Here is a 20,537-nt window from a genome sequence, read left to right on the forward strand (position 1 = left end):
AAGCAACTTAAAATTTTAGGAGGTAGCGCAATGACAGGCGCTCTTTTAAGCTGCTTGACGAGAGCGAGTAAAATTTGTCTCGCACCGTCTATATAGATTTGCTATAATGTAAATACAGTTAAATTTGATTCAGCCGTTGATTGGTCCAACAATCAGCGGTTTTTTTGTGCCAAAAAGTACATCGCTTGTAAACGTTGTTTGACTGTCATAAGTCGCCAAACTCTTGGTTTGATGCGCATGTAACCTCTCCTTCTACATAAATAATTGTGTTATCTCAACTGGTGGTATGAATGCTGGTACTAAAGATAAAATTTGCGTTGCTTGAGCAAATATATCTGCTCCAAACAAAATCATCGCTGCTTGTATTTCGCTATTTGTTATAATCGCCCAATCCTTAAATGTCCCTATACCGATTTCTTGCTCATTGTTTTCAATTTTTGATATAGCTGATCTTGACTTAAACAATTGGTCAGCAAGCTGTTGCTGTGTTAGCCCAGCTTGCTCACGGAATTGCTTTAGGTGCTCCCCATGCATAACTGTCACCTCCTTGTTCGAAAATCGAACACCTTCCAAACTGTTCTAATAAAGAACACACACCCTCGTAATTTTTGGTTATTATCTAATTAGCAAGTTAACTTGCTTTTGAGCCATTGCCCTGGCTCTTCTTTAAAAGCCGATTGCCCTCGGCTGAATGATTTATTAGTGGTCCGTTGCCCTGGACCACTGCCCAATCGATTAAAGCCATTCATTCATAATGATTTCTTGAAGAACTTTCGCTGTTGGCTCTTTCAGCCATACACGCTTACCACCTTTCTCACGTTGACGCTCGTATTGTTGAATGCGAGGATCAGTGAGAATGTGGTCCTCTAAAAACTTTCTACTAAACGTAGTAGCTTGTACGAAGTCTTTGATGTCCCAAAAAAGGATTAGCGGTTGAGCAGCATTATTCGCTAACTCAGTTAACTGCTGTTGAACCTTTTCTGGTGTAATGCCCGACATTTCGAAAAGTGTTGTAATCAATGCACTTTCTGTTTGAGGTATCATGACTACTTCCTCCTATTTAAAGGCGCTAGCTTAGCGCCCTCTTTTATTGAACCAACTTCAATTGCGATTGATTGTTATAAGATTCAATTTCAATCGCTGTCGATGTGTCTGGACGCCACATCGCAATATACCTAACTGCTTCATCAAAACGCGCCTTCGGTAAATCCGGCGAACGTGGTAAAACAAAATGATTTTTAAAATCTCGCCACATACGTGAGAACACTTTCTTGCTGAGTGAATTATAAGCAGGTGAATTATAACCACCTAATGTTTCAAGAACTTTCGCCTTCCCTTGAGATTTAATAGCGAATTCTTGTCGACCATCAATTCGCATTGAATCCTTCAATAAATCCACATCTTCTTTAATGCCCTTGATTTCTTGATAATTTTTGAGTGAAGTTTGTAGAGCAAGTTCGACTGGATCAGCAGGCATCCGTTGTTGAATATGCTCCTCCATTTCATTAAACCGTTCAATATACTTAACTGCGAACTGAGTTCCTTTTTCTCCAGTCATCCGAGTGCCAAATAATTCGCAACCTTTCTTTGTTAAAAGGAAGCAAGGTTGTGATTTATTTTGAATATCTGTATAAGCAGATTCGATAAAATAGGTCTCAGCAATTCTGCTTTCACCTAAATGAGTGCGAATTTTTCGAATGTCTCTCATAACATCCGGATGATTGCGCCCTACCATTTCAGCAATTTCTAAACTTGAAATATTACGGTGTAATTGATTCATCTTCATTCCTCCAAATTTAATTTGTTTCAAATCGCTACTTTAGTTTCATCTAAATTGCAAATACGTTTCATTTCGTTACATTCATCTTCAAAAAAAATAGTCCAGTGGAAGCCTAATACTTTGGCTATCGTTTTTGCTATATCTACACTTGGTGTTCTTTTACCTTGTTCTACCATTGTGTAATATGTTCGTGCAAAGTTCCCCGAATCAGCTACATCTTGCTGGGTTAACCCTTTTTCTCTACGGAGTTTCTTTAACCAATCTCTTGGAATAACTTCATTTCTCATGGTATTTTCACCGCCTTTCGTTTGGCTTACCCTTATATTAGTTTCTTTTTGTTACATTGTCAACTATAAATGTTTCGATTTGTTACTTTATTTATTTTAGATAGAATTGTCACGAATTGTTACCTATAATTTATATAGAACGTGAGGTGAATTATATGTTAAACATTCGAATAAAAGCTCTAAGAAAAGGTAGAAATAAAACTCAACAAGATATCGCTACCATATTAGGTGTTTCAAGACCAGCGTATACTGCATACGAACAAGGAAATAGAACTCCTGATAACGAAACAATTGAAAAGTTAGCTGATTATTATGATGTAACTATAGATTATCTTTATGGAAGAACGGATAATCCTAACAGAATATCAGATAAAGACGAACGCGACATCGCCAAGCGTCTGGAGTCTTTTAAAGAAGATTTGGAAAACAGCGATGGCCTTGCATTCGATGGGGAGCCAATGAGTGACGAAGCAAAGGAATCACTGCTGGAGTCAATGGAATTATTATTTAAACAAACTCAGCGGATTAATAAGAAGTTTACGCCAAAAAAATTTCGTGAGGATGAATAACTAAATACTGGTGAAGTGAAGTGATTGCATGTGGATAAAAGAAAGAACCAATCAGTTAAAACAGAGATATAACACTGAATGCCCATATGAAATAGCAAGATACTTGAAAATACATGTTATGCAGCATGATTTGCACGAAGAAATTAATGGTTACTATAAATACGATCGCCGTAACCAATACATCGTTATTAACGTTAATTTAGACCAGCATTTACAACGTGTTGTATGCGCACATGAGCTTGGCCATGCTGTACTCCATAAGCATGTTAACACCCCATTTATGCGCAACAACACATTTTTGTCGGTAAGCAAAATTGAACGCGAAGCCAATCGGTTTGCAGCTGAACTTTTAATATCTGATGACACATTTTTTGAAATTAATAATATTTATGATTTAGCTTCTTTGCATAATGTACCAATCGATTTAATCGAGCTGAAATGTAAGAAGCTATTTTAATACCTAAAAAAAGAACATATATTCTATTTTGAAAGGAGTGAGTTGATTGGTTAGATTTGATATGACTAAAACCAAACTAGATAGTATTTACTGGTATAAACATAACGGAAAGAAGATGTTTGCCTATCGTTACAATTTTTACGATCAACTTGGGAAGCGCCGTGAGAGGTCTAAACAAGGTTTTAGCTCAATCGAAAAAGCTGAGAGAGCTCTAATTGAATTAAAGGCCAATGTATTAGATGGAAATGAAAGTTATGTAGAAAACGATAATATTACGGTTCTTCAGTTAAACGACATGTATATACAATTAAACAACGCTTTGTGGAAACCGACATCAAAAAGAAATCACACATATGTAATGGAAAACTATATTTTGCCCGTAATCGGTCACCAAAAAGCGAAGAACATAAATAATATCATTATTCAAAATGAACTTTTTAACCCTCTTATTCAAAAGGATTTTAAATCTAGCACTTTGATGGCTATATACCAACGACTCAATGCCGTTTTTTCGTTTGGTGTTAAAAATGAACTGTTGCCTAGAAAAAAATTTACTACCCCTAATTTGAAAAATGCAAAAGAATCTATAAAGAGGCACGCTTTTTCAATTGAAGAAATGGAATTTATTTTAGAGGTTTTGCGAACTAAATATAAAATCACCCACTACACTACTGTAGCTTTGTTATTTTTAACTGGCATGCGAATTGGTGAACTGCGTGCATTAACTTGGAACGATATTGATTTCAATACGGGCTATATTAATATCGATGAAACAAAGGATCGTTTTGGTGCTCGTGATCCTAAGACGACCAATAGTATTAGAAAATTTCCGATGAATAATAGTATCGTAAAGCTACTTACGAATTATAAGGAATGGTTTGATGAAAAAATGCAACGCTTTTTGTTTCGGAATCTTGAGAATCGAGTATTTGTAAATTATGCGGGAACACCGATTGGAGAAAACTTTTTAAGAAGAATTCTTGAATTAATGATTGAAAAAGAAGGGATTTCTCATTTTACCCCTCATTATTTAAGGCACACATTTGTCACAATCCAACTATTGAATAATGTGCCAGTTACAACCGTTGCTGCTTTGATTGGAGATACACCCGATACAGTCCACAAAGTTTATGCTCACTCACTCCCAAAAAACGAAAAAGATGCTTCGATGAAAATGGATGAATTGATCAATTTAGAATCATTCGATTTATAACTTTGCTTAATTTGTGGTACTTTTTGTGGTACTTCAATTTCTACACTTATATTCAATGTGTTGGGGTGTTAATTCAGTAAATTATAAAAGCGCCGCAAATCCAGTTTTATCAACGTCTCAGACGTAAAAAAACACCCACAATAATCATGGGTGCCTTGTATTATTTATGATAACCACTTAGGAGGCGTGTTTTTGCTCCAGTAAATTTCACCTAAATTATAGTGCTTGACGAAATTGTCTTCGAACGTGTGGTAATGGAAATTGTAATAAAAGCCGTCAAATGGGCGATTTTCTGTTCGAACATGAAAACGAATAATATCTTGCTTTAATTTATTGTCGGTAATATGGAAAATCTTTTCAGAATATTCGCCACTCGGTTTTTCGGAAATAACTGCATTCTTGAGCTTGTCCTCACCTAAACGATCGACGGTGAATGCAATTGCCTCTTCAATCTTCGGGAAAATATTCGTCTCAAATTCATTTTCAATAACCGGTCCAATACGCGTTCCAAACTTCATATAAGACTGCTCTTTTGCTGCGGCTGTCATTGATTGTACAGTTGGTCTTGTGTAATCTTCAACTAGTATTTCATCGAGCTGATAGGCTGACGAAATATTATTGTTATCAGACCGTTCAAAAGCCCGATTTGAATTATTTTCTTCTTCAAAATTTGCCCAAATCTCGTGTTTCGGCGTAATCATGCCAAATGTTAATAAGGCTACGGATACGACGAGTGATTTATATAACCATTTTTTCATTCGCTCCACCTACTTAATATATGTATAATTTAGAAACATGCTCTCCTAATTATATACGAATAATGGAAGAAAAGGTTTCATCTTTTTTCTATTCATTGTACAATAATGAAGAATCTAATGTACGTTGTTTAAAGGAGGTTAGTTTTAATGGACACTTCAATCGTAATCGGTCTTGGCTTACTTTTAATGTTAGGTTACATGACTTCTTTATGCTTCACGGACTAATTATATCTTTTATTTTTCGCCACTCAATTTCGAATTGGGTGGTTTTTCTTTTGCTTGAATTTTAATATTAAGTGCAACACCCACGGCGAAATAAAAAAAGTCCCCTAACGCCCTCGTGTAAAATGCAGTTACCACACAACATTTGAACATAGGAAACGTTATGAGCTACTCGTATATTACTATAACCAAACGTGCAAAATATGGACATTAGGTGATCCAGGCTAATCAATGAGAAAAATTACGAATCAATTAAATTGACAACCATCTACCATATTATATGGATTGAGAAAACATGCTAATTGTGCTGAAGAAGCACATGTTCGTTACAAATCCATCAAACTGAATTGTAGTTCGATTTTCTAATTGACACTTGAGTTAACAGAAGCTGTTCAAGAATAATTGGGTGCAACTTGGATACCCGAACAGATTATCGGTCGTATGTATAAAGAGAAATTGAAGTTTAAAACCATCTACTCCCTGTATTTATGAAGGCTTACTAGTTGTGCCTTTGACGGTATTTCGTCAAAAAGGTAAACACCTGAAACTGTGTGAAATATTTAGTCATAAGGAGAGTTGGATACGGTGTTTTCTGGACGTGATCAAGCAAAGGAGGATGTAGCCACTTTCATTGGACGAAAAATATGCTGGGATAATAGGGGTCCTGATTCCAGATCTATCGATAAAATCAATGAAATCAAACTCTGTGGAAATTGGCTGAAGCTCTATGTTCGTAATGTTTTTAGGATTAGCCCGAAAATCCCGTCATTTTACATGAGGGATTTCTCTTTACGTAAAAAGTATGTGTTATAACTAACATTTTACTAGAGAATCCCTCTTTTATAATGTATTTCTATTGGAATAAATTAGTTAATCAGCAGACCTAACTTATTCATTTAATGTTGCGGGATTCGTTTTATTTTGAGACTTTGCCTTATTTTCACCCGTATTTTGCTTTTTCGCCTGATTATTCTTTCCAATTACACCTAAATCATCAGGACTAATGTCGTACCCGTAACCAAACTCTTCTCGACCTACCTTTTTTTTACCTCGATTATCTTTTGTCAAAAATATCACCTCCATAAAATAGATTAGCCATTTAGCGAAAATCTATACTTAAGCGATACCAATTAACAAAACAGAAAAGCAAATATGAGGGATTACTATTGGAATTAATTTAATAATTTGTAGCTACGGTGTTCTAAAATAGCATTTAACCTGTTTTACAAGTAAACTGCAGTCTAACCCTACACACCTCTGCCTATTACTCTCTAAAAATAGTCCCTTTTAAATTGGACAAGGGGCACCTTCAATTAAGAAGGCACCCCTTTAGTATTTGATAGATAGTTTTATAAATAAATCAAAGTCTCAACCCGATCATCCGGGGAATTTATCTATTATTAGAAGCCTATAGCTCCTGTTTTAACCGCGGTAAAATTCTACTAATTTTTTCTAACTTAAGCAACATAGTCCCAACCTGCTACTATGTCCTTGCAGCCCTTTAGCATGCGCCAGTGTGAAAAAGTATCTTCAAAAACACTAGTGGAACGCCAATTTATATATACTACTATCTAAAATAACATAATTAAATCATAGCATAGGTGTTGACATTTGTAAAACCGATTGCCTGGCTATGCATTTTTTACACAATCCGCTATACTAATAGCAATTATGTCTTTGACGTAAATTCGTCCAGATTTCGACTAAAAGGAGCTACATCATCATGACTGAAGTAGAAACAGATCTTTCCATCCAAATGAAGCGTATGGCCATTGCGGTCATTAATATGGAGCAAAACCGCTTTATGGCCGCGCAAAACACGATGGATTTATCCACACTTGAACAAGACGTCTATACACAATTTTTCGAACAATATATTGATGCGACATTGAATAGTCCGAAGTCCGTTGCGTGCAAATTTTTAGATTCGGATAATGATATTTTAACAAAGATGAATCGTTACATCGAATATCCAGATGACACGCATTTTTTATCGCTTACGAATGATTTATCCAATAAGCTATTCCAAATTATGCAAAATGTTTCGAGCAGTAATGGCTCAGTTTTCGTCGCTCATGTGGAATTAATTGGAGAGCAGTACTTACTTTTCCTGAAAATCGACCCACAGGATGCGGTGCAAATTGATTTGGAAACACGAGATTTAAAAACGATTGAAAATATTTTACCAGATGCCTTTAGCCGCGTTCAAAAATGTGCCCTTATTCGCATGGACTACAATGCCATGGAAGAAAACTTATATGTACTTGACAAACAATCCGACGGCGAACCTGCTAAATTTTTCATGGAAACCTTTTTACAGGCGACTCCCGTTGCAACGGATAAAAAGAAAACGAAGATGTTGATGAAGGAACTATATGAAACGATCCAACCTACATTAGCAGAGGACAAGGCACCTCTTTTACAAAAAGTAATTGATGAAGAATTTGAAAACGGTAGATACATCGAGTTAGAATCTTCCGTGCATTCGATTTATGAAGCGATCGCACCTGAGGAAGAGCGAGAAAGCTATGTCGCGCAGCATTCCAAAACATTTATCAACGAATTTACCGAACGAAATCCAAGTTTCACACCTAATTTTGAAGCGAAACGGGATGACTTACAAGTCGTGTATAAATCCGAAAATAATGAAATCGTTTTTAAATACGATAAAAGTCTGAATCAAATTGATATTCACCACGACCAAATAAGTGGTACGTACACAATCACGATTAAAAATTCAGATGATTTACAATTTGCTTTACGGAAAAATTAAACAAACTAAAGGCAGACACGTTAATTGAATCACGTGTCTGCCTTTTATTATTTGTGGTTTATTATTTTGATGTTAATGTAATAAATTCTTCAACATCTTTTTCGCATAACGCGATGCCTTTTAACCAGAATTCTTGCTTTGTAATGTCTTCGCCTAAATGTTTCATTGCTAAATCTTCCACAGTCATAACGGCTGTATCGCGTAATAATGCCATGTATTTTTCCTCGAATCCTTTACCCTCTTCTTTCGCTTTTGCATAAATGCTAAGTGAGAATAAGTAGCCAAATGTGTAAGGGAAGTTGTAAAATGGCACGCCTGTAATATAGAAATGCATTTTAGATGCCCAGAAATGTGGATGCGTTTCGCCTAATCCACCAGCATGTGCTTCAATTTGCGCTTCTTCCATTAAGGTATTTAATTGCTTTGAAGAAACCATCCCTTTTTTGCGTTCCTCATAGAAGCGTGTTTCGAATAAGAAACGTGCATGAATGTTCATTAAAAACGCTACAGAGCTTTGTACTTTATCTTCCAATAATGCAATTTTTTCTTGCTCATTTGCTGCTTCTTGTACCGCTGCATCGGACACGATCATTTCTGCAAATGTCGACGCTGTTTCAGCTACGTTCATAGCATAACGGCGATTTAATGGGTGCACAGGACGTAGTGCATACGTATGGAAGCCATGGCCAAGTTCATGTGCTAATGTTGAAACGTTTGACATTGTTCCAGAATATGTCATGAAAATACGGGATTGATCGGATAATGGCATGCCTGTACAGAAGCCACCAGCTCCTTTATTATCACGGTCCTCTGCTTCAATCCAACCATCTTCGAATGCCGTACGTGCAAAAGATTCCATTTCCGTACCGAAACGACCGAAATGTTTTAAAATGAACTCAGAACCTTCTTGATAGCTAACTTTCGTCGTTGAATCCGTTACTGGTGCATCGAAATCAAACCAATCTAGCTTTTCTTGTCCTAAAAGTGATGCTTTATGTGTTAAATAGTTTGCAAAAGTCGCTTTACGAGAAGTAATCGCGCCCCACATTGCATCGAGTGTATCTTGCTTCATACGGCTATATTGTAGCGGCTCCTGTAAAACCGAATCCCAGCCGCGCTTTTTATAAACCGCTAGACGGAAGCCTGCCAGATGGTTAATCGTTTTCGCAAAAACTTCCTCACGCTCAGTAAACACTTTTTCTAATGCTTCAAACGCCGCTTTACGTACATTGCGATCCGCATGGCCACTTAAATTATTCGCCTGTCCAACCGAAAGTAATTTCAGTTCACCATCTACTTCTACCTCTACTTTAATATCACCAATTAACATAGTATACATTTGGCCCCAAGCGGTATAACCGTCCACACCTAATGCAGAGATGAGCGCTTCCTCTTCCTCAGATAATGACAATTTCGATTTATCGCGCCACTCCGTTAAAATAAAGGCAAATGGTGAAAGCTCTTCTGTTGCAAGTAATTGATCAAATACTGATTGCTCGATTTGACCTAATTTTTGATTGAAGCTTTCTAAAATTGGAGAGAAATTCGCTGCTACTCCAGATAATTGACCTTGTAATAACACCGCTTCACGGTCAGTTGTATCTTGAGAAGTTAAGCATGAAAGAACTGCACCCGCTTGAGAAACATGCATGAATGCTTCTTTAATTTCTTCTAAAATGGCAGCTATTTCACCCGCAGCATCTGTTGATTTTGGCAAATCAAATTGCGCCACTTTTTCTGTTAATTGCTCAAATCTCGGTGTTAAATTTTCAATATGTTGCTTTAATTCAGGGGACGCACTTCCACCCGGAAAGAATACATCTAAATCCCATACTTCTTGATATTTTACGTTTTTCATAAAAAACACGCCTCACTTTCAGAATAATAGTACAATTCCTATTTTACTAAATTCTTTGCGTGTTTGTATAGAAGTATTTCGATAATAGAAATAAAATTGAGTTAGAGACTTTATTTTAAACCTATTGCTGATGAACTGAAGTTTCCACCTTTTCCTTTCGTTTATTAGCATTGATATTTACAAATTAGAATGCGAAAGTTGAGTTAATAAGGTATGATTATTATGTTTTAATTTAGGGATAAAGATGAAAAGGAGGAAATATAAGGTGAATTTTACACAATCAATAAACACACAAGTAACGGATGATTTAGTTGTTCAAGCAATTGAACGTAACGTAGCTATTATCCGCTTTGATATGGATCGAAAAGTGGCCTATGTGAATGAACTCTTTGCGAAAACGATGGGCTATACAGTCGAAGAAATGATAGGGAAACACCATAAGGAATTTTGCTTCCCCAATTTTGTTCAAAGTGCAACCTATGAACAGTTCTGGCGTAGCTTAACCGCTGGTAAAAGTTATCAAGATAAAATTGAACGAATGGATGCATTTGGGAATCACATTTGGCTTGAAGCTACTTATATGCCCGTTTTTGCGAATAATTCAAAAAAAGTGATTGGCGTATCTAAAATCGCAACAAATATAACAGAACGACAAAACACAATTATTAATGTTGCCGATGATTTGAAGCAAATGTCTAAACAACTTTATTGTCGTTCAGAGGCAGGCATAAAAAATAGTGAAGATTTACTTGGAACAATTCAACAAATTTCTAGAGAGTCTGAGGAAAACGTAAAAAATTTGGCACAGTTACAAAGGAATGCTGAATCTATTAAAGGTATTGTCAAGACGATTCAAGAAATTGCATCTCAAACAAATTTGCTAGCATTAAATGCAGCTATTGAAGCAGCAAGGGCAGGTGAATATGGACGAGGTTTTGATGTTGTAGCAAAAGAGGTTAGAAAACTTTCAGTAAGAGTTGAGCAATCTATCTCAGAAGTGAAAGATAATATAGAGGGCATAGTAGATGAAATAGGACAAGTTTCCGATAATATTACACGTTTATCTGACAAGGTCGAGAAAACGAATGTGCAAATTAATATTACAACAAGAGACTTTGTTGAAATCGCTTCTGCTGCAGAGGAATTAGATGATCGTTCCAATCGATTTATAGAAATAGTTTAACTTGCTTAAGTAGACGTCTCTTATCGATATGTACAATACTGATTATTAATACGTGAAAATTAGCCAATTATGACATGGCATAATCAAGAAGAAATATGAGGTATTTTGGCACTGTCTGATAAAAACTATTTACAACAATATCACTCGAAATTGAAAATGCCTAAACGCTGTTAAATCAACGTTTAGACATTTTTAATTTTAGCGCCTTAGTTTTAAATAACTAGTAAAAACATAATCTTAGAAAGAGCATTTCGCAAAATAGGAAGCTTCCCCGGTCTATATGGTGATGCGATTGCCCCCTACTTATAAATCATTGACTATAATATTGGCGAAATTAATCGAGATACAGCTTCACGGATTTTTGTCCAATTGCTACGATTTTCATAACGCTCGGTTGTCATCTCAAAGCTATTTTGTTGATCTTTTTCAAAAAGAGTTCGGCATTTAATAGCAAGTTCTTCATCAAATAAAATCGCATTAATTTCAAAATTTAAGCTAAAACTGCGCACGTCGATATTCGCTGTGCCAATTGTCGTAATTTCATCGTCAATAACCATCATTTTTGCATGGAGGAACCCTTTTTCATAGCGGAATATGCGTCCACCGAATTTTAGCATTTCCCCACCATAAGCCGAGTTAGCGCCGTAAACGAAAGGATGATCGGTTACAGCAGGTGTCATAATGCGCACATCCACTCCTGAAGAAGCAGCAATTTGAATCGCATGTAAAAAGGCTTCATCTGGAACAAAATACGGCGATTGAATGTAAATATACCGTTTCGCACTTAAAATCATTCGAATATAACTATTTTTGATCGACTCACATTCCGTATCGGGTCCACTTGAAACAATTTGAACCGGCAACAAATTTTCCACTTCAAACGTTGGGAAATACTTCAAATCCGCTTCCTCAATCATTTCATTACGTGCTTGATGCCAGTCAAAAATAAAGTGAGCCTGCATGCTGTAAACGGAATGACCTTTAATTTTTAAATGCGTATCCCGCCAATATCCGATTTTTTCGTTCAGGCACGCATATTCCTCTCCCACATTAAACCCACCAATATAGCCAATTTGCCCATCAATAATAACAAGCTTGCGATGATTTCGGAAATTAATTCGGGGATTTAATAAAGTGAAATATGAGGAGAAAAAGGCTTCTACTTCTCCACCAGCATCTATTAACGCCTGAAAATGCTTTTTCTCTAATTCTCGCGAGCCTAAATCATCGTAAATTACTTTCACTTCGACCCCTTGCTGCGCTTTCAATACGAGGGCATCATATATACTTTTTCCAATCTGATCCATTTTAAAAATATAATATTGCATATGGATGGACTCTTTTGCTTGCTCAATGTCTTTTATTAAGGCATCAAACTTGTCCTTCCCTTCTGATAAGATATCCACCTCATTATGTGTGCTTAATAGCGCCTGATTGTAATCGACATTCATTTGAATTAATTGCTGGTGTTCTTTTGTCACCGCATTTGGAAATTCAAATGCTTTATCATGTAATTGTTGTAGCTGCTCTTTGAATACAGGTAATGATTCATTTTGATTAAACGTCATCCACCGTACAAAATGCTTTTTTCGTAAATTCCGACCGAACAATAAATACAACATAAAGCCGACAATAGGAATGAAAAATAGGATTAATAACCATGCCCATGCAGATGATGGACTTTTACGACTAATAAATACGACCAAAAGTGCGAATAAAAAGTTTAAAATGTAAATCGAAATTGTAAAAATACCAACGAACGTCATTTTTTTCCTCCAATTCTATCCATATACACCTTTTACAAATCCAGTTAAAATAATGCTTCATTGTAAGTTCTGTGTATGGATTCTAAATATTCCAGGCTGAACTTTTCGTCAATCGCCTGAAAGCTACTTTCAAATAAAAACCACCCACCTTTTATTTGGTAGGCGATTTTTAATTCATCCCGGCTTTAACTCCAACCGTTCTCAAGTTTGGACTTTTTGAATGAATGGATGAGTAAAAAACGTTGGAAACCTTTCGAAGCATTTACTGCTTTTACCGATGCCTGTTCAAAACGTTGCTGTTCTTTTTTCGCTAAAGCCAGTTCTGCCTCAACCGCATATTTCATCCACTCGCGTTTCAAATCATACTCAGCCAGTTGCTCTTCATTTCCTTGCACCGCAGCGATTATTGCTTTCCCAAATGTTCTTAGTTGTGCATTCTTCAGCTTCTCCGCAAATTCACTTGCTCGTTTATAGTCTGCTAATAAAATCGCTCGGTTCATCTCAAACGTATTTTGCATAGATGGCTGTTTATAATGGGCAATCACATCATCCATCGCTGCCAGTTCCTCTCCTTTTGTTCCATTTTCCAATGTAAGCATGTATTTCATAAATGGATCTTTTTTATGATTTTCTATGTATTTTTTAACCTGCTTCATATTCGTTGAAAAATATGCTTTATATAACATATTGGCAATAGAAAGCAGCCCTATAGCGACAATAAATGCCACGCATAAACCAAATGGCAGATTAAATACAACTGATGCAATTCCAACTACAAGCCCTAATAAAATAACTTGAAACCAATTTACCATCAAAAATTCCTCCATAATTAACTTGTTATTATATTATAAACTCTGTCGGGATAAATTACATAAAAAATCAAAAATTCCTACTAAATTTACGTATTGAAAAAAGATGTTTTCAAAATTTCTCTTGAAAACATCCTCTCATTCATTTTATGTCATTGAAAGCGGCCTACTTCTGTTTTTTCAACCCTTTCGAAATTTGCTTCCACTTTCTTTTTTCTGTTAATTGGGCAGCAACATTTGTTTTCTTTTCGATGTAAGCAGCCTCTTTTTGTAATTTGAAATAGTTTTTTAATCGGGATTCCTCTAATATTCCTTCATTAATTGCTTGAAGCACCGCGCAATGGGGTTCGTTTTTATGTGTGCAATCACGGTATCGGCACTTATGAGCAAGCTCCTCAATATCAGAAAAGCTCGCCTGTATGCTATCGCCTTGATCCCATAGTTGCAACTCACGCATTCCAGGTGTATCAATTAAGCACGCACCACTTGGTAAAACGACTAACTCCCGATGCGTTGTTGTGTGGCGCCCTTTCGCATCGTCTTCTCGGATGTCCGATACTTTCATTTGCTCAGTCGCTAATAATGCGTTCGTCAATGTCGATTTCCCCGCACCAGATGAACCGAGTAGCGCGGCCGTTATTCCCTCTGTGAGCATGGCACGTAATACATCTAACCCTTCTCCAGTAACGGCACTTAACGCAATAATTTCAACGCCAAAAGCAACTTGCTCGACTTCTCGAATATATGGCTCTACATCGTCACAAAGATCCACTTTTGTTAAAACAACGACCGGTGTTGCGCCAGAATCCCAAGCCGCGACTAAATAGCGTTCTAAGCGGCGAATGTTGAAATCGGCATTGATGCTCATGACAAGTAATACTATATCGATATTCGCTGCAACGATTTGTTCATCAATTTCAAGACCCGCCATTTTCCGTGAGAATTTCGATTTTCGTTCCAATAAATGATGGATAATTGCTTTTTCCTCACCTGGCATTTGTTCTACTAATACGAAATCACCGACCGCTGGAAAATCGACGCGTGAAAAGGATTGATATGCATAGCTTCCTGAAACCGTCGCGAGCCATTCACCGTTTTCTGTTAACACGCGGTATGAATGCTTATGCTCTAATAGTACACGTGCTGGAATTGTATTTTTTACCGTTAATTGTTCAAGTTGCTGTTCAAAAAATGGGGTAAACCCAAGTTGTTTTAAATTCAATGTTTTTTCCTCCTAAATGGACATCTAGTATTCGGCCAACATCCACACGAATCGTGCAGATTGAAAGCCTTTCTTTTTATGGATTTGTATTTTTTACGTTTTTCTCCATGAAAAAAACCTTATGATAAGCAACTCAGCTTATCACAAGGTTTACGATGCACATTTAAAAGGTATGCACGATTAAAAATCAGCACACAAAAGGCATGTAATTGGTGACAAACTGAATTGCTTTTTTACACTCTCTGCTACATTTGTCATCCTACATCACCTTCTCTCAAATTAATTACCTTTACTTTACCAACAATTGTATCTTATTGTCAATAGCTCTCCGTAGAATTTTTCAAAAAAATGTTAGTTGTGCTAATTATGAAGCACTCGTTTTGTATGTTAACATTGCGGAAAGTTTGACTACCGCCCATTAAACATCCATTGTAAATGGGCAACTATATAGAAATTGCAACTTTTTACAGTCACATGAATGATATGCGAATAAAAATTCTTACAGGATTTGCGGTTGGCTGGTTCAAGCATATGAGCCGCACAGCTTACTCGGAGAAATATCAAACAAATTTGAAGCCTCTTCTAATAAAATTAGCCGAAATTGGACTTAATTTTAATTCTCTTGCCCAAATAGAAAGTTGACCAACATGATGAATTTCGTGGGCAACTATATGATGTAATATTTCATTTTTTGTATAATTAGCTTCATCCCAAGGTACAAATACAAGTTTATCACTTGATTCATCTGAATTTTTTTGTAGAAACTCGACTATGTCCTTATGAAATGTATCTGAGAGAGATTTAACTTTTTCAAGGGTATTATAATCCTCAAACTCGACTACCACATCGTCTTTACCTTCAATAGCACGAATCCAACTATACTCTACATCTACAATATGAAATAGGGTGTATAAAATACTTCCTACTCCCCCAATACGGTCTTTTAACAAATCTTCAGTTGATAATTGATTACACCAGGTAAACCATTCATCTCTTACCTGCCAGTTATACTCGAAAAATTTGATCATTGTTACCACTCCATTTTTTAGCCTAGTAAGGAATTCACTTTTTGTCCTCAAATTCCTAGTCCTTATTCAATATAATTGCCTGATAGTTAAATCACTCTACAACTTAATTATCACACGCCCTTTTCCACTCGCACTCAAACTCCGCAAGTGATTGCTGACGATTTTTCCTGTCAACATTTACCGCCTTTAACACCACTTTGTATAATTGGTCATTCAATCGCCATTTTTCGATGGACCTATCTTTACCCATTCCAAACAGAGCAAACGCGGTAGCTCCCATTAAATACACATTCGTTATTTCATCTATAGTTGCACCAAGTGTAAATTCCTCAGGCGACATGAAGATTGAAGAACCCCACATTCTCCCCATCGTATTGATATAGGGCGATTTAGAATAGAAATCAATATCACAAATCAATGTTCTACCTATGCCAAAGTCATACATTATACTGCCATCATAAAAATCAATTGCTACATACCCTTGCTTTTTAACATGAATGTGAAAGGAAAGTATGTCGTTAAATACTTCTAGTCTTGTGTTGTCTGGCATTTGTAAGAACTTTTCTCTGGAAAGTGGATACATTCTCCCCATGCACTCGGCGTCTGTCCATTCAAAAATAGAAGCAAACCCTCCACCTACTTCCTCCGCTTTGATAAATCTTATTAATTTGGGGTGTGCTAAATCCTGATAAATAGATACAGTGGATTTTAGCCGTGCTATGGCATCTTCGGGTTTACCAGAATATTGTTCTGTCGGTGCGCCAGCAAATTTAATAAAGTATTTCTTACCATCACTCTCTACGCCGAAGCAGATATTACCCGAATCCTGATCATCATAAACTTTGAAAACCTTACCATATTGCTCTATGAAAGACATATCAAAGGGAGTTTTTAATTTGTATGGTATATTATTTATGTACTGAATGTAAAAATCCGACAAATACCAGGTCGGCGTAGTATTATTCATCCCGTCAAACCAAGTGAGCACATCGTTTGCTTGATCTTTCATTATTCTCACTTCATCTTCACCGAAAGGAATTGCCCACGGTATTGATGACAGCATATTACTACTAATATAAAATGCCAAAAGTTTAAAAAACTGAACAGGTGGGCTACCGTTAAAATATCCATTTAGTTGTCCTGTGGCAAAGTGTGGGCTAACACTAGCACTCCATACAATGCGATTAAATTCTTCCCATGGTTCGCCATAGTCATTACGGTTGAAATCGATTATACTCAATTCTCCTTCTGGCGAAATAATCATATTCCCCACGTGATAATCACCATGTTGAAAGCATTGTGATTTCCCTTCAAGTAGATGTCTGTTCACCTCAATATAGGCAATGATTTTATCGTCACCGTTTAATTTTATGCCACATTCATTATATTTTTGGATTTTGTCGTTTGCTTTGCGATTAAAACGGGTTTCCCATGGTTCTTGGTCTTTTGGCGCGGGAATACTGTGAATCTTCCTCAATATTTGTCCCGATTTCACGCCAAGTTCATATTGCTCCGTTTCGGTCATCTTAGGAAGCACAATCTTTGCATCTTCACCGTCACACCAAGTGAAAAGCGAATATACACTTTTGCCATTGTCACAAACACCAAAATCAACAGGCTGCGACATCGGTATACCACTTTCTGCTAATCGTTTCATCATTTCAAATTCATGCTGTTTCTGTTCATATTCTGAAATATCGGCTATCCGAAGCAGCATCTTTTCGCCTATCAAGGTTTCAATATAGTACTTTTTATCAATAGACCAGCCTTTGTTGATTGGTTTAATTTTTTTAAACGTTGCGTAATTTTTTACATCGATCATAGTTTTCCCCCTTAACTAGTACTCTCTTTCATTAGTAAATTAAAATTGTTCTACAATACGATTCGATTACAAAAAGGCACAAATTCTAATTCAAGAAATGAGCCTAATTGCAGAAAATCTATTCAACTAAAACTCCATTACTTTGAATCGTTGTTTATTTATTCTTCAATACTTGAAATATAAACTTTGGTATTGCTGTTTGTCTTAACCACCTTGATTTTTGCCCGTTAGCAACAGGAACAGTGATTAACCTGTGTAACCACTCCAAATTTAATTTCTTCCAAATTTCTGGGGTAGCTTTTACTTTTCCAGCGATTACATCTAAACTTCCTCCAACACCGAATACAACCTTCACTTTCGATAGCTCTTCTTTATATTTATAAATCCATTTATCCGAGTAAGGTGCCCCCATTGCTACAATCAAGATATCTGGACTTGCGCTCTTTATTGACTCTATAATTTGTGGTTCTTCTTCCTTTGAGAAAAAGCCATGATGTCTTCCTGCTATCAAAACATTAGGATAGTGTTTTTCTATTTGCTGGACTGCATTTTTATTTATTTGTTCATCTGTCCCCAAAAAGTAAAAACTCCAACCTTGTCTATCACCTTTTTGTAGTAAACGCTGCAGCAAATCGAACCCTGTTACTCTTTCAACAATTGGATCTTTTTTAATTTTTGATGCAAGTACAATTCCTATGCCATCCGCTGTAATTAAATCCGCTTCTTTTACAATTTTCTGGAATTCCAAATCAGATTGGGCGTTAATAGTGATTTCTGGATTTATCGTAATAAGATGTAAGAGTTTTGAATTTTCTTCATTTATTTGTTTTTCTAAAAAAATAAGTGTTTCATTTAGTGTCATATTCGAAAAAGGAATTCCTAATATTTCGACTGTTTTATTCATAAATTCACCCCAAAATACCTCTTATTTTATATGTATCACTAAATAATTATACCTTAAATATCCAATTATTGTTAAGTGTTTTTCTGTTATAAGCCCGAATGTTGCAATAATTAAAGGCAGACGAACTTTGAACTTGATTTTGTGAAGGAACTGCTTACCGTTCCTTCATTTACGGCTGAAAACGTGGCATTGATTTTGTTTTCCCGAACTTTTGGTTATGCACTATTAATAACAACCCAAAGATAAAAATAACGAGCCCTATTATGAAGGTTGAAAAAAGTGGAAATCAATAATTATTTCACTCGACTAAAACGCTATTAAAATGGAAATTTCCCACTTCAAGCTGGCGAACCATTTACATTCTATGGAATTTCATGTATTATTTATCTGAATATTCAATAAAAAGGAGCGGTATGGATGACGATTGAAACATTAGATAAAGTAAAACTTCGCCTATTGGATTGTTTAACAGCTGCGCAAGTGACGGATAATGAGACTGTTCGTACACTACATGGACAGGATGAATCCTATCACGAGCCGGCACTCCCGGATCTCGTTGTATTTCCTCGTTCTACACAAGATGTTTGCGCGATTATTAAAATTGCCCATGAATATGAAATTCCCGTTATTCCATTTGGACGAGGCACTAGTCTTGAAGGACATATTATTCCGTATGACGGTGGGATTTCCATTGATTTTAATGAAATGAATCAAATTTTAGCAATTGAACCTGAAAATTTACTTGTAAAAGTTCAACCGGGCGTTACGCGAATGCAGTTGAATAAAGAATTAAAAAAACATGGCTTATTTTTCTCCGTCGACCCTGGTGCAGATGCAACACTAGGCGGTATGGCTGCTACGAATGCAAGTGGTACAACCGCCGTCAAATATGGTGTCATGCGTGATCAAGTGCGCGATTTGGAAGTTGTCATCGCAAATGGCGAGATCATACATACAGGAAATTCCGCTTCGAAATCCTCCTCTGGACTGCATTTAAATGGCTTATTTGTCGGTTCAGAAGGTATTTTAGGCTGTATTACTGAGCTGACTTTGCGTGTTTATGGCATTCCGGAGCATGAAGTTGCAGGTAGAGCCGTCTTTGCTACGACTGCACTTGCTGTTCAAGCGGTAACTGCATTAAAGCATGCTGGTATTCCAATTGGTCGCGTAGAATTAGTCGACGCGGCTTCGATTCATGTAGCGAATCTTTACAGTGAAACGAATTATCCAGAAAAACCGACGCTATTTTTAGAGTTTCATGGTAATGAAGCGGGCTTAAAGCAGGATATTGAATTTGCCACAGAAATTTTACAGCAGTTTCAGTGCACGGACCTTCAATTTGAAAAGGATACAGCCGCTCGCAATAAGCTGTGGACGGCCCGCCACAATCTCGCCTATGCCTTTATCCATGCCAGCCCTGGAAAAAAGCTGATGTCAACAGATGTTTGTGTGCCGATTAGTGAATTAGCAGGCGCCATTGATTATTCGAGGGAACTTCTGAATTTGTCCGGTTTAACAGGCGGCATTACGGGTCATGTTGGGGATGGGAATTTCCACGCCCTGCTTATGATTGATTTAAATAATAAGGTGGAAGTTGAGGCTGCCAAACAAGTGAATGAACAAATAGTAGACTTTGCACTAAAGCGCGGAGGGACTTGTACAGGTGAACACGGAGTCGGTATTGGGAAAAGGAGCTATCAGCAGCAGGAACATGGCAATGCCCTTTTCGTAATGAAGGCAATCAAACAAGTACTTGATCCGAAAAACATTATGAATCCCAATAAATTGCTATAACAACATCGTGTTGGCCCCATAGCCCCCAGTGGATGTCACAGATTTTTAGAGAGGTTTTTCGAATGTACTCGAAAAAATTCTGGACAAGAGTT

19 protein-coding genes and 1 pseudogene are annotated in these 20,537 nt (G+C 36.6%); 6 read left to right on the forward strand and 14 right to left on the reverse strand.

What is annotated here, in order from left to right; all coding sequences use genetic code 11:
* Positions 1-252: 252 nt before the first annotated feature.
* From CSE16_RS12130 to CSE16_RS12145, 4 genes are all read right to left on the reverse strand, one after another.
* Positions 253-534 carry a helix-turn-helix domain-containing protein gene (locus tag CSE16_RS12130; protein WP_099424143.1) on the reverse strand — a complete coding sequence of 94 codons (282 nt, stop codon included), beginning with the start codon at positions 532-534 and terminating at the stop codon, positions 253-255.
* Positions 535-735: 201 nt separating this feature from the next.
* Complete coding sequence (locus CSE16_RS12135) at positions 736-1,044, reverse strand: hypothetical protein (protein ID WP_099424144.1); 309 nt, start codon at positions 1,042-1,044, stop codon at positions 736-738.
* 43 nt (positions 1,045-1,087) lie between these two features.
* Positions 1,088-1,780, reverse strand: a complete 693-nt coding sequence (locus CSE16_RS12140; protein ID WP_172954385.1) for a Rha family transcriptional regulator — start codon at positions 1,778-1,780, stop codon at positions 1,088-1,090.
* Between the two features lie 26 nt (positions 1,781-1,806).
* Complete coding sequence (locus CSE16_RS12145) at positions 1,807-2,067, reverse strand: helix-turn-helix transcriptional regulator (RefSeq protein WP_099424146.1); 261 nt, start codon at positions 2,065-2,067, stop codon at positions 1,807-1,809.
* 155 nt (positions 2,068-2,222) lie between these two features.
* Between CSE16_RS12145 and CSE16_RS12150 the strand changes: the two genes are divergently transcribed.
* Genes CSE16_RS12150 through CSE16_RS12160 form a run of 3 tightly spaced genes read left to right on the forward strand, consistent with a single transcriptional unit; the run spans position 2,223 to position 4,306 of the window.
* The gene (locus CSE16_RS12150; RefSeq protein WP_099424147.1) at positions 2,223-2,636 is read left to right on the forward strand and encodes a helix-turn-helix domain-containing protein; all 414 of its coding nucleotides are present in this window, start codon (positions 2,223-2,225) and stop codon (positions 2,634-2,636) included.
* A gap of 28 nt (positions 2,637-2,664) precedes the next feature.
* On the forward strand, positions 2,665-3,093 hold the full coding sequence (locus CSE16_RS12155) for an ImmA/IrrE family metallo-endopeptidase (RefSeq protein WP_099424148.1): 429 nt from the start codon (positions 2,665-2,667) through the stop codon (positions 3,091-3,093).
* Positions 3,094-3,139: 46 nt separating this feature from the next.
* Positions 3,140-4,306, forward strand: coding sequence for a tyrosine-type recombinase/integrase (locus CSE16_RS12160; protein ID WP_099424149.1), 1,167 nt, complete (start codon positions 3,140-3,142; stop codon positions 4,304-4,306).
* Between the two features lie 164 nt (positions 4,307-4,470).
* Here the strand turns inward: CSE16_RS12160 and CSE16_RS12165 are convergent, their stop codons facing one another.
* Positions 4,471-5,064 carry a YpjP family protein gene (locus CSE16_RS12165; RefSeq protein WP_099424150.1) on the reverse strand — a complete coding sequence of 198 codons (594 nt, stop codon included), beginning with the start codon at positions 5,062-5,064 and terminating at the stop codon, positions 4,471-4,473.
* A 1,110-nt stretch (positions 5,065-6,174) separates the two neighbouring features.
* Positions 6,175-6,363, reverse strand: coding sequence for a hypothetical protein (locus CSE16_RS12175; RefSeq protein WP_371514655.1), 189 nt, complete (start codon positions 6,361-6,363; stop codon positions 6,175-6,177).
* Positions 6,364-7,009: 646 nt separating this feature from the next.
* On the opposite strand from CSE16_RS12175, the gene CSE16_RS12180 reads away from it, so the two are divergent.
* Positions 7,010-8,059 (forward strand): nucleoid-associated protein, encoded by a 1,050-nt coding sequence (locus CSE16_RS12180; RefSeq protein ID WP_099424153.1) that lies wholly within the window; start codon positions 7,010-7,012, stop codon positions 8,057-8,059.
* Positions 8,060-8,120: 61 nt separating this feature from the next.
* Here the strand turns inward: CSE16_RS12180 and CSE16_RS12185 are convergent, their stop codons facing one another.
* Positions 8,121-9,917, reverse strand: a complete 1,797-nt coding sequence (locus tag CSE16_RS12185) for a M3 family oligoendopeptidase (RefSeq protein WP_099424154.1) — start codon at positions 9,915-9,917, stop codon at positions 8,121-8,123.
* A gap of 265 nt (positions 9,918-10,182) precedes the next feature.
* On the opposite strand from CSE16_RS12185, the gene CSE16_RS12190 reads away from it, so the two are divergent.
* Positions 10,183-11,100, forward strand: coding sequence for a methyl-accepting chemotaxis protein (locus CSE16_RS12190; RefSeq protein WP_371514478.1), 918 nt, complete (start codon positions 10,183-10,185; stop codon positions 11,098-11,100).
* A gap of 317 nt (positions 11,101-11,417) precedes the next feature.
* Here CSE16_RS12190 and cls read toward each other — a convergent pair whose 3' ends face one another.
* The 7 genes and pseudogenes from cls to CSE16_RS12220 form a co-directional block, all read right to left on the reverse strand.
* A complete protein-coding gene (cls, locus tag CSE16_RS12195; protein ID WP_099424156.1) occupies positions 11,418-12,866 on the reverse strand; it encodes a cardiolipin synthase in 1,449 nt (482 codons plus the stop codon).
* A gap of 185 nt (positions 12,867-13,051) precedes the next feature.
* Positions 13,052-13,678: a hypothetical protein gene (locus CSE16_RS12200; RefSeq protein WP_099424157.1), complete on the reverse strand. Its 627-nt coding sequence runs from the start codon at positions 13,676-13,678 to the stop codon at positions 13,052-13,054.
* Positions 13,679-13,841: 163 nt separating this feature from the next.
* The gene (gene rsgA / locus CSE16_RS12205) at positions 13,842-14,897 is read right to left on the reverse strand and encodes a ribosome small subunit-dependent GTPase A (RefSeq protein WP_099424158.1); all 1,056 of its coding nucleotides are present in this window, start codon (positions 14,895-14,897) and stop codon (positions 13,842-13,844) included.
* Positions 14,898-15,457: 560 nt separating this feature from the next.
* Positions 15,458-15,925, reverse strand: coding sequence for a DinB family protein (locus tag CSE16_RS12210; RefSeq protein ID WP_099424159.1), 468 nt, complete (start codon positions 15,923-15,925; stop codon positions 15,458-15,460).
* A 103-nt stretch (positions 15,926-16,028) separates the two neighbouring features.
* On the reverse strand, positions 16,029-16,892 hold the full coding sequence (locus CSE16_RS21905) for a serine/threonine-protein kinase (protein ID WP_371514657.1): 864 nt from the start codon (positions 16,890-16,892) through the stop codon (positions 16,029-16,031).
* A gap of 141 nt (positions 16,893-17,033) precedes the next feature.
* Positions 17,034-17,747, reverse strand: a pseudogene (locus CSE16_RS21910) (aminoglycoside phosphotransferase family protein); the annotation flags it as partial.
* 154 nt (positions 17,748-17,901) lie between these two features.
* A complete protein-coding gene (locus tag CSE16_RS12220; protein ID WP_099424161.1) occupies positions 17,902-18,651 on the reverse strand; it encodes a WecB/TagA/CpsF family glycosyltransferase in 750 nt (249 codons plus the stop codon).
* 417 nt (positions 18,652-19,068) lie between these two features.
* Here CSE16_RS12220 and CSE16_RS12225 point away from each other — a divergent pair, with 417 nt between their 5' ends.
* Positions 19,069-20,445 carry an FAD-binding oxidoreductase gene (locus CSE16_RS12225; protein WP_099424162.1) on the forward strand — a complete coding sequence of 459 codons (1,377 nt, stop codon included), beginning with the start codon at positions 19,069-19,071 and terminating at the stop codon, positions 20,443-20,445.
* Positions 20,446-20,537 lie beyond the last annotated feature (92 nt).

This window comes from Solibacillus sp. R5-41 (genome assembly GCF_002736105.1).
In the GTDB taxonomy this organism is placed as follows: Bacteria; Bacillota; Bacilli; order Bacillales_A; family Planococcaceae; genus Solibacillus.

Coding starts and splice junctions, on each gene's coding strand:
- CSE16_RS12210 (WP_099424159.1), bottom strand. CDS start 15,925: ATGATCAAATTTTTCGAGTATAACTGGCAGGTAAGAGATGAATGGTTT.
- CSE16_RS12225 (WP_099424162.1), top strand. CDS start 19,069: ATGACGATTGAAACATTAGATAAAGTAAAACTTCGCCTATTGGATTGT.
- CSE16_RS12140 (WP_172954385.1), bottom strand. CDS start 1,780: ATGAATCAATTACACCGTAATATTTCAAGTTTAGAAATTGCTGAAATG.
- CSE16_RS12150 (WP_099424147.1), top strand. CDS start 2,223: ATGTTAAACATTCGAATAAAAGCTCTAAGAAAAGGTAGAAATAAAACT.
- CSE16_RS12185 (WP_099424154.1), bottom strand. CDS start 9,917: ATGAAAAACGTAAAATATCAAGAAGTATGGGATTTAGATGTATTCTTT.
- CSE16_RS12145 (WP_099424146.1), bottom strand. CDS start 2,067: ATGAGAAATGAAGTTATTCCAAGAGATTGGTTAAAGAAACTCCGTAGA.
- CSE16_RS21905 (WP_371514657.1), bottom strand. CDS start 16,892: ATGAATAATACTACGCCGACCTGGTATTTGTCGGATTTTTACATTCAG.
- CSE16_RS12220 (WP_099424161.1), bottom strand. CDS start 18,651: ATGAATAAAACAGTCGAAATATTAGGAATTCCTTTTTCGAATATGACA.
- cls (WP_099424156.1), bottom strand. CDS start 12,866: ATGACGTTCGTTGGTATTTTTACAATTTCGATTTACATTTTAAACTTT.
- CSE16_RS12135 (WP_099424144.1), bottom strand. CDS start 1,044: ATGATACCTCAAACAGAAAGTGCATTGATTACAACACTTTTCGAAATG.
- CSE16_RS12130 (WP_099424143.1), bottom strand. CDS start 534: ATGCATGGGGAGCACCTAAAGCAATTCCGTGAGCAAGCTGGGCTAACA.
- CSE16_RS12200 (WP_099424157.1), bottom strand. CDS start 13,678: ATGGTAAATTGGTTTCAAGTTATTTTATTAGGGCTTGTAGTTGGAATT.
- CSE16_RS12165 (WP_099424150.1), bottom strand. CDS start 5,064: ATGAAAAAATGGTTATATAAATCACTCGTCGTATCCGTAGCCTTATTA.
- CSE16_RS12155 (WP_099424148.1), top strand. CDS start 2,665: ATGTGGATAAAAGAAAGAACCAATCAGTTAAAACAGAGATATAACACT.
- CSE16_RS12180 (WP_099424153.1), top strand. CDS start 7,010: ATGACTGAAGTAGAAACAGATCTTTCCATCCAAATGAAGCGTATGGCC.